Origin of the sequence: Pseudomonas brassicae, from assembly GCF_010671725.1 — a bacterium.
Classification (GTDB): domain Bacteria; phylum Pseudomonadota; class Gammaproteobacteria; order Pseudomonadales; family Pseudomonadaceae; genus Aquipseudomonas; species Aquipseudomonas brassicae.
This window is the reverse complement of sequence record NZ_JAAHBU010000247.1, coordinates 1-8,585: the sequence shown is the minus strand read 5'-3', so window position 1 is coordinate 8,585 and position 8,585 is coordinate 1. Positions and strand designations below refer to the sequence as shown.

At 62.5% G+C, this 8,585-nt stretch carries 9 protein-coding genes; 3 read left to right on the top strand and 6 right to left on the bottom strand.

Translation table 11 applies throughout. From position 1 onward, the window contains the following. Both G3436_RS16960 and arfB read left to right on the top strand, forming a co-directional pair. Window positions 1-1,330 (top strand): amino acid permease (locus G3436_RS16960; RefSeq protein ID WP_163947186.1); only part of this gene is annotated, 1,330 nt, incomplete at its 5' end. A gap of 102 nt (window positions 1,331-1,432) precedes the next feature. Continuing rightward, on the top strand, window positions 1,433-1,846 hold the full coding sequence (gene arfB, locus G3436_RS16955; RefSeq protein ID WP_163947183.1) for an alternative ribosome rescue aminoacyl-tRNA hydrolase ArfB: 414 nt from the start codon (window positions 1,433-1,435) through the stop codon (window positions 1,844-1,846). Here the strand turns inward: arfB and G3436_RS16950 are convergent. The 5 genes from G3436_RS16950 to phhA all read right to left on the bottom strand — a co-directional run bounded on the left by G3436_RS16950 (window position 1,840) and on the right by phhA (window position 5,899). Continuing rightward, complete coding sequence (locus tag G3436_RS16950; protein WP_163947180.1) at window positions 1,840-3,045, bottom strand: MFS transporter; 1,206 nt, start codon at window positions 3,043-3,045, stop codon at window positions 1,840-1,842. The two genes, arfB and G3436_RS16950, sit on opposite strands and share 7 nt — an antisense overlap. 135 nt (window positions 3,046-3,180) lie before the next feature. Beyond that, a complete protein-coding gene (locus G3436_RS16945; protein ID WP_163947162.1) occupies window positions 3,181-3,459 on the bottom strand; it encodes a hypothetical protein in 279 nt (92 codons plus the stop codon). 57 nt (window positions 3,460-3,516) lie between these two features. After that, a complete protein-coding gene (locus G3436_RS16940) occupies window positions 3,517-4,710 on the bottom strand; it encodes an amino acid aminotransferase (RefSeq protein WP_163947177.1) in 1,194 nt (397 codons plus the stop codon). Next, entirely contained in the window at window positions 4,710-5,066 is a 357-nt protein-coding gene (locus G3436_RS16935) for a 4a-hydroxytetrahydrobiopterin dehydratase (protein ID WP_163947174.1), read from the bottom strand. Before G3436_RS16935 ends, G3436_RS16940 begins: the two co-directional genes overlap by 1 nt. Window positions 5,067-5,110: 44 nt before the next feature. Continuing rightward, complete coding sequence (gene phhA, locus G3436_RS16930; protein WP_163947171.1) at window positions 5,111-5,899, bottom strand: phenylalanine 4-monooxygenase; 789 nt, start codon at window positions 5,897-5,899, stop codon at window positions 5,111-5,113. Between the two features lie 273 nt (window positions 5,900-6,172). On the opposite strand from phhA, the gene G3436_RS16925 reads away from it, so the two are divergent. After that, entirely contained in the window at window positions 6,173-7,732 is a 1,560-nt protein-coding gene (locus G3436_RS16925) for a sigma-54-dependent transcriptional regulator (protein ID WP_163947167.1), read from the top strand. An 89-nt stretch (window positions 7,733-7,821) separates the two neighbouring features. Here the strand turns inward: G3436_RS16925 and G3436_RS16920 are convergent, their stop codons facing one another. After that, a complete protein-coding gene (locus G3436_RS16920; RefSeq protein ID WP_163947165.1) occupies window positions 7,822-8,082 on the bottom strand; it encodes a DUF2790 domain-containing protein in 261 nt (86 codons plus the stop codon). Window positions 8,083-8,585: the final 503 nt, after the last annotated feature.

The following is an 8,585-nucleotide window of genomic DNA, read 5'->3' as shown; positions in this document are numbered from 1 at the left end:
CGGGCTGTTCCTGGGGTCGGCCGGGGTGATGCAGTCGGCGGGCCCGTCGATGATCCTCGGCTATGCCATCTGCGGCTTCATCGCCTTCCTGATCATGCGCCAGCTGGGCGAGATGATTGTCGAAGAGCCGGTGGCGGGTTCCTTCGCGCACTTTGCCCACAAGTACTGGGGCGGTTTCGCAGGCTTTCTGTCGGGCTGGAACTGCTGGGTGCTGTACATCCTGGTGGGCATGTCGGAACTGACGGCCGTGGGCAAATACGTTCACTACTGGGCACCGGACATACCGACCTGGGCCTCGGCAGCGGCATTCTTCATCCTCATCAATGCGATCAACCTGGCCAACGTCAAGGTCTTCGGCGAAGCGGAGTTCTGGTTCGCGATCATCAAGGTGCTGGCGATCGTCGGCATGATCGGCTTGGGCAGCTACCTGCTGGTCAGCGGCGGCGGCGGCCCTGAGGCCTCGGTCACCAACCTGTGGGCCCATGGCGGCTTCTTCCCGCATGGCGTGGGTGGGCTGGTGATGGCCATGGCAATCATCATGTTCTCGTTCGGCGGCCTGGAAATGCTCGGTTTCACCGCAGCCGAGGCCGACAAGCCGAAGACCGTGATCCCCAAAGCGATCAATCAGGTCATCTACCGTATCCTGATCTTCTACATCGGTGCGCTGGTGGTGCTGTTGTCGCTGACCCCGTGGGACAGCCTGGTTAGCAGCCTGACCAGTTCCGGCGATGCCTACAGTGCCAGCCCGTTCGTGCAGGTGTTCTCGCTGCTGGGCAGCAACACTGCCGCGCATATCCTCAACTTCGTGGTACTGACGGCGGCGCTGTCGGTGTACAACAGTGGCACCTACTGCAATGCCCGTATGCTCTACGGCATGGCCGAGCAGGGTGATGCGCCGGCCGGCCTGGCCAAGATCGACAAGCGCGGCGTACCGGTGCGTTCGATCCTGGCCTCGGCGGCCGTCACCGTGGTAGCGGTGTTGCTTAACTACCTGATGCCGCACAGCGCCCTTGAGCTGCTGATGTCGCTGGTGGTGGCGACCCTGGTGATCAACTGGGCGATGATCAGCTACTCGCACCTCAAGTTCCGCCAGCACATGGACCGCACGGGCCAGAAAACGCTGTTCCGCGCGCTGATGTATCCGTACGGCAACTACATCTGCCTGGCGTTCGTGGTGTTCATCCTGGGCATCATGCTGCTGATGCCGGGTATCCGCGTATCGGTGTTCGCGATCCCGGTGTGGTTGCTGGTGATGGGTGGTTTCTACTGGCTCAAGACCCGGCGCAGCGCCCAAGGCGCCGCCACGGCTGCAAGCGCGGCGCTGAAGTAAGCGCGGCCTTGCTGCAACCAAAAGCCTGGCTCAGTGCCGGGCTTTTTGGTTTTGCGTGGGCAGGCGCGTATCCTGATGGCCTATCCCGGTAAAGCCAGACCCATGCTGATCATTTCCAACGCCGTGCACATCCCCGATGCCGAGATCGAGTTGAACGCCATCCGCGCCCAGGGCGCGGGCGGGCAGAACGTCAACAAGGTCTCCAGCGCCGTGCACCTGCGCTTTGATATCCACGCCTCATCGTTGCCACCGTTTCACAAGGAGCGTCTGCTGGCGTTGCGCGACAGCCGCATCACCAGTGACGGCGTGATCGTGCTCAAGGCCCAGCAGTACCGCACCCAGGAGCAGAACCGCGCGGATGCGCTGGAACGCCTGCGCGAGTTGATCCTGGCCGCGGTGAAGATCGACAAGGCACGGCGCCCGACCCGCCCGACGCTTGGCTCCAAGACGCGCCGCCTGGAATCCAAGAGCAAGCGCGGGTCGATCAAGGCCGGGCGCGGCAAGGTCGACTACTGAGGCGTTTGCTCGTGGTGCCTCGGGTGCAGGCGGGCCTGGCGATACAGGTACAGGCTCAGCAGCAGCCCGGCGAAGGCGGCGATGGCCGCAAACAGGAAGATCGAAGCAAAGCCGAAGCCTGCGGCCACGGCGCCAGCCAATGGCCCGGTAATCCCCAGTGACAAGTCGATGAACAGCGAATAGGCACCCACCGCCGCGCCGCGGTTGGACGCCGGCACCAGGTTCACTGCCTCGACGCCAAGTGCCGGGAATACCAGCGAAAAGCCGAAGCCGCTCAATGCTGCCCCCGCCAGCGCCAGTTCGGCATTGGGCGCCAGCCACAGCAGAAGCAGGCCGATGGTCTCTACCGACAGGCAGGCAATGGCCACGCGGTAGCCACCGATGCGGTTGATCAGGTTGCCGAACAGCAGGCGTGCGCTGATGAAGCTGGCGCCGAACAGGCTCAGGCACAGCGCCGCGTTGTTCCAGGACTGGCTGGCGTAGTACAGGGTGATGAAGGTGGCGATGGTGCCAAAGCCGATCGAGCCCAGCGCGAGCCCCGAGCCATGCCCGAATACCCGGCCCAGTACGTGCAGGAACGGCAGGCGCTCGCCGCTGACAATCGGTGCGGCCTGCTTGGGCCAGGCCAGCACAATGCCGAGTGTGCACAGCAGCACGATGCTAAGGCCCATGCTCCACAAGCCCAACTGCTGCACCAGTACCACGCCCAGTGGCGCGCCGATGGCCAGTGCGCCGTAGCTGGCGATGCCGTTCCAGGAAATCACCTTGGCGGTGTGCTGCGCGCCGACCCGGCCGATGCCCCAGCCGATCGAACCCGAGCCCACCAGGCTTTCTGCGCTGCCCAGTACCAGGCGCCCAACCAGCAAACTGGTCAGGCTCATCCAGGGCGTGGCTTGCAGCCAGGCGGCCAGCAGCATGAATATGCCACTCAGGCCACAGCCGGCCAGGCCATACATTACCGCACGCTTGCTGCCCAGGTTGTCGATGATGCGGCTGGCGTACGGGCGGCTGAGCAATGTGGCCAGGTACTGCACACTGATCACCAGGCCCGCGACCACGGCGCCGTAGCCCAGGGTGTTGTGCACGTAGCCGGGCAGCACGGCCAGGGGGATGCCGATATTGAGGTAGCCGATGAAGGTGAACAGGACGATGGAGACGACTTGCAGGGTGACCGCCAGGGGGCGCGGTGTATCAGGCATGGAGAGTCCGGGAGTTGACAGGCTGAGTGCCTATCATAGACCGGTGTGGGGCGGGGGAGGTTCTTGGCGGTGTGAAAACCCGTTGCCGGGGTCGTCCCCTGTCGTAGTGGTTTTCACACGCCGGGTAGTGCGCGGTTATTCCTGTTCGGCGCTCGGGTTTTCGTCGCCATCGGAATCGGCCACGTGGGCAGGTTCGGCGCTGAGAGGAGCAGCAGGCTGCTCGACTTGGTTCAGGCTTGGGAAGGGAAGATTCGGGATTTCATGCATCTCGTCGTTCCTCGCAAGTTTAAAGGTGGAAAGGCTGCGCAAGGCGCGCTTGGCTCTGTTAAAGCCTGGGCAGGATACAGGAGTCTGGATGACAGTATGAATTTTCCTGCCGATTGGTGCTGGCAGGGCTGAGCCTTTCGCCGGCAAGGCCGGCTCCTACAGGTGCTACGTTGTGTGTAGGAGCCGGCCTTGCCGGCGCAAGGTTCAGCGACAGACGTCAGCGATGGCCGCCGCCAGCACCTGCAGCCGCGAGGCATCTGCGCCGGCGATATTGGCCCGGCCGGTGCCGACCATGTACACGCTGTGCCGCTCGCGCAGTTGCGCCACCTGCTGTGGCGACAGGCCGGTGTAGGAGAACATCCCGCGTTGCTCGGCAATGTGCGCAAAACGCTCGCTCAGGCCGTGCGGCTCGAGCGCCTCGACCAGGCCGATACGCAGCGTGGCAATGCGCTGGCGCATGGCTTCGACTTCCTCGACCCACAGGCGCTTGAGCGCCGCGTCGCCGAGAATCGTCGCCACCACGGCGGCGCCATGGTCCGGCGGCGTCGACCACAGGTTGCGTGCCAGCAGCGCCAGTTGGCTGCGTACATTCTGCAGCCGCTCGGCGGTGTCGGCGCATACCAGCAAGGCGCCGGTACGCTCGCGGTACAAACCGAAGTTCTTCGAGCAGGAGCTGGTGATCAGCAGCTCCGGCAGTTCGGCAGCGAACAGCCGCACTGCCCAGGCATCTTCTTGCAGCCCGTCGCCAAAGCCCTGGTAGGCAAAGTCGATCAGCGGCAGCAGTTCGCGCCGCTTGACCACCTCGAGCACGGCCTGCCAGTCGTGCTGTGACAGGTCGAAGCCGGTCGGGTTGTGGCAGCAGGCATGCAGCAGCACCACGTCGCCCTTGGGCGCCGCTTCCAGGGACGCGAGCATGCCGGCCACGTTCAGGCGGTTGTCGGCCCCTACATAGGGGTAATGACCAACCTGAAGGCCTGCGCTGGCGAAGATCGTTTCATGGATCGGCCAGGTCGGATCGCTCAGCCAGATACCGCGCCCCGGCAGACACTGGCGCAGGAACTCGGCGGCCAGGCGCAGGGCGCCGGTACCGCCCGGCGTCTGTGTGGCGCCCACACGAGCGGCAGCGATGAGCGGCGCGTCGTCGCCCATGACCAGGCGCGTGATCAGCTGCCCGAAGGCCACGTCACCATGCCCGCCCACATAGCTCTTGCTGGTTTGGCTGTCGAGCAGGCGCTGTTCGGCCTGTTTCACGGCTGCCGGTACCGGGGTCAGGCCTTGGGCATCCTTGAACACGCCGACACCCAGGTCGAACTTGTGTGGGCTGGGGTCGTTGGCGTAAGCCTCCATCAGCCCCAGAATCGGGTCGCCTGGTACGCGCGCAATGGCGCCGAAGTGCATTACTTGCGACCTTCGGCGGTACTGGCGACCTCGTCGGTGCGCGCGGCCATGATGAAGTCGTTGCGGTGCAGGCCCTTGATCGAGTGGCTCCACCAGGTCACGGTGACCTTGCCCCATTCGGTCAGCAGGCCAGGGTGGTGGCCTTCAGCTTCGGATATATCGCCGACCGCATTGGTGAAGGCCAGGGCGTGCTTGAAATTCTTGAACAGGAACACTTTTTCCAGCTGCATGATGCCGTCGCGCACTTCGATGTTCCAGTCCGGGATCTGCTTGATCAATACCGGCAGTTCTTCGTCGCTGACCTGTGGCGCGTCGGCACGGCAGGCTTCGCAATGGGCTTGGTTCAAGGCGTTCATAGGTGAGTCTTCCGCAAGTGGTTGTTATAGGTGTACAGGGCGGCTCAAGCGGCCGCCTTGGGTGGGAATTTGGGGGCGTGCAAGCCCAGCTGCATGGCCCGTTGCACCATGCCCATGATGTCTTCGTGGGCCAGGTCGAACAAGCGCTTGAGTTCCGGCAGGGCGAAGTACACCGGCTGCAGGATGTCGATGCGATAGGGCGTGCGCATGGCCTCCAGCGGGTCGAAGGCCTGGTGCTCGGGTGCATCGGACAGGCTGTAGACGGTCTCCTTGGGCGACGAGAGAATGCCGCCGCCGTAGATCCTGCGCCCCTGCGGGGTGTCTACCAGGCCAAATTCGATGGTCATCCAGTACAGGCGGGCAAGGTAAACGCGCTGTTCCTTGGTGGCAGCCAGGCCGAGCTTGCCGTAGGTGTGGGTGAACTCGGCAAACCAGGGGTTGGTCAGCAGCGGGCAGTGGCCGAAGATTTCGTGAAAGATGTCTGGCTCTTGCAGGTAGTCGAGCTCTTGCTCGGTGCGAATGAAGGTCGCTACCGGAAAGCGCTTGCTGGCCAGCAATTCGAAAAAGGTCTGGAAGGGGATCAGGGCCGGCACCCGGGCAACCTGCCAGCCAGTGGTGGCGTCCAGCACCTGGTTGATCTCGCTCAGTTGCGGGATGCGGTCATGGGGCAGGTTGAGCTGTTCGATGCCGTCCAGGTATTCCTGGCACGCGCGACCCTCGATCACCTTCAGTTGGCGGGTGATCAGGGTATTCCACACCGCATGTTCCTGCGGCGGGTAATCGATAAAACCCTGCGCATCGGGCTCGCGGGCCACGTAGTGCGTCTGTTTCATGCTGCTCTCCTGATGAGGGCTTTTATTGTTATTGGGTGGGCTTGCGCCATGCCCTAGGAATAGCCTCTGAGCGTGGCGTTTGCATCAGGGGTGCGGTGTGCGGGCTCGCGCTGAATCCGTATTTTTGTAACGCAGATTTTACGATTTTGCCGAAAGTCCGAAAAACGGGCGCTTGTCGGCGTTGTCTATCAGGGTTTTTGTAACGTATTCTTTACGAAAATTCGTGCCACGCTGCAGATTGTGGCTGTGTCTTACTGCCTTCCAGGACCCTTCATGCGTATCAAAGTGCATTGCCAGAACCGCATTGGCATCTTGCGTGACATCCTCAACCTGTTGGTGGAGTACGGCATCAACGTCGCTCGCGGCGAGGTGGGCGGTGAGCATGGCAATGCCATCTACCTGCATTGCCCGAACCTGATCAACCTGCAGTTCCAGGCCTTGCGCCCCAAGTTCGAGGCGATCACCGGGGTGTTCGGGGTCAAGCGCGTCGGCCTGATGCCCAGCGAGCGTCGGCACATGGAGCTCAATGCCTTGCTCGGTGCGCTGGATTTTCCGGTGCTGTCGATCGACATGGGCGGCTCGATTGTTGCGGCCAACCGTGCAGCGGCGCAGTTGCTGGGGGTGCGGGTGGATGAGGTGCCGGGCATACCGCTGTCGCGCTACGCCGAAGACTTTGACCTGCCGGAGCTGGTGCGTGCCAACAAATCGCGGATCAACGGGCTGCGGGTCAAGGTCAAGGGCGACGTGTTCCTTGCCGATATTGCGCCCCTGCAATCGGAGCACGACGACAGCGAAGCGCTGGCGGGGGCAGTGTTGACGCTGCACCGTGCCGACCGTATCGGCGAGCGTATCTACAACGTGCGTAAACAGGAGTTGCGCGGCTTCGACAGTATCTTCCAGAGCTCGCGGGTGATGGCGGCGGTGGTACGTGAGGCGCGGCGCATGGCGCCGCTGGATGCGCCGCTGCTGATCGAGGGCGAGACCGGCACGGGCAAGGAACTGCTGGCGCGTGCCTGCCACCTGGCCAGCCCGCGCGGACAGGCGCCGCTGATGGCCCTCAACTGCGCGGGCCTGCCAGAGTCGATGGCCGAGACCGAGTTGTTCGGTTATGGGCCGGGTGCATTCGAAGGTGCGCGGGCCGAGGGCAAGCTTGGCCTGCTGGAGCTGACGGCCGGCGGCACGCTGTTTCTGGATGGTGTGGGCGAGATGAGCCCGCGGCTGCAGGTCAAGCTGCTGCGCTTTTTGCAGGATGGCTGTTTTCGCCGTGTGGGCAGCGATGAGGAGGTGTACCTGGATGTGCGGGTGATCTGTGCGACCCAGGTCGACTTGTCGGAGTTGTGTGCCCGTGGCGAGTTTCGTCAGGACCTGTATCACCGGCTCAACGTGTTGTCGCTGCATATCCCGCCGCTGCGTGAATGCCTGGATGGCCTGTCGCCGCTGGTGGAGCACTTTCTGGACCAGGCCAGCCGGCAGATCGGCTGCCCGTTGCCGAGCCTGGCACCCGCTGCCATGGAGCGTCTGAGCCAGTACCACTGGCCGGGCAATGTGCGGCAACTGGAAAACGTATTGTTCCAGGCGGTCTCGTTATGCGAGGGCGGGGTGGTCAAGGCCGAACACATTCGCCTGCCGGATTATGGCGCGCGCCAACCGTTGGGCGAGTTCTCGCTGGAAGGCGACCTGGCACAAATAGTCGGTCGCTTTGAAAAAGCGGTACTTGAACGTTTGCAGGACGAGTTTCCCAGTAGTCGCGCGCTGGGCAAACGCCTGGGGGTATCGCATACGACAATTGCCAACAAGTTGCGCGATTATGCGCTGGGCAAGTCGCTCACGTAAAAAAGCAGGGCTGGGAAAGTTGCTGTAGTCGAGGGCGGTGCGCCCCGTGAAAGTATCACCCGGGGCGCAACTACCGTCTGTGTGTTCTGTCAGCCGTTGGAGCACCCGTTACCCATGACGCGGTATTCAAGAATGTGTCGCTGGCCCTGCGAGTCTTCATAGGTCATGCGGGCCGGAACCACTTCGCAAACGTTCGGGACTTCGGTCATGGAGATGACTTTGGCGATGTCCAGATGTTGCGAGTAACTGTACTGTTCAACCGGAATCTGCTCGGCGCAAACATCTGCAACTTCAGCCGCCATGGCCGATGCGCAAAAACTGCCGAGTGCCAATACCAGTAAAGCTTTCATTTTTAAATTACCTGTCTAAGGGCGTAAGGGGGCACGCTGCACTTATGGCGCGGCGTGTACAGCAGCAGAATGAAATGTGTTAGTTGTCGCGGGATTAACGTGCCTTCGTGGGGGCTGTTACCAGTTAATTCGCGTTGCCGTTGCTGGCGTGGTGGAGTTTAGGAGTATGGCTGCGCCTGAAACAGAGGGGGTTTTGATAAACACTGTTGGCAGAAACTGTAACAATCGCGGCAGTGGCCGGCGCCGGTTTTATTTTGGCACCGAGGTTTTCCCCAAAAGGTGCACGCCAGAGCCCTGCCCGAGGGCGGTAGGTCGAAAAGCCGGCCGTGTTACTACCAACGTCGAATGGCCATTGCCGCTCTGGTACAGTTAAAACGAGGTCATACAAAAACAACTATTACACCGAGGTAACAAAGATGAGTGCGGCTCCCCTGTATCCCGTTCGTCCCGAGGTTGCGGCCACCACGCTGACCGACGAGGCGACCTACAAGGCCATGTACCAG

Coding starts and splice junctions, on each gene's coding strand:
- G3436_RS16940 (WP_163947177.1), bottom strand. CDS start 4,710: ATGCACTTCGGCGCCATTGCGCGCGTACCAGGCGACCCGATTCTGGGG.
- phhA (WP_163947171.1), bottom strand. CDS start 5,899: ATGAAACAGACGCACTACGTGGCCCGCGAGCCCGATGCGCAGGGTTTT.
- G3436_RS16925 (WP_163947167.1), top strand. CDS start 6,173: ATGCGTATCAAAGTGCATTGCCAGAACCGCATTGGCATCTTGCGTGAC.
- G3436_RS16950 (WP_163947180.1), bottom strand. CDS start 3,045: ATGCCTGATACACCGCGCCCCCTGGCGGTCACCCTGCAAGTCGTCTCC.
- G3436_RS16935 (WP_163947174.1), bottom strand. CDS start 5,066: ATGAACGCCTTGAACCAAGCCCATTGCGAAGCCTGCCGTGCCGACGCG.
- G3436_RS16920 (WP_163947165.1), bottom strand. CDS start 8,082: ATGAAAGCTTTACTGGTATTGGCACTCGGCAGTTTTTGCGCATCGGCC.
- arfB (WP_163947183.1), top strand. CDS start 1,433: ATGCTGATCATTTCCAACGCCGTGCACATCCCCGATGCCGAGATCGAG.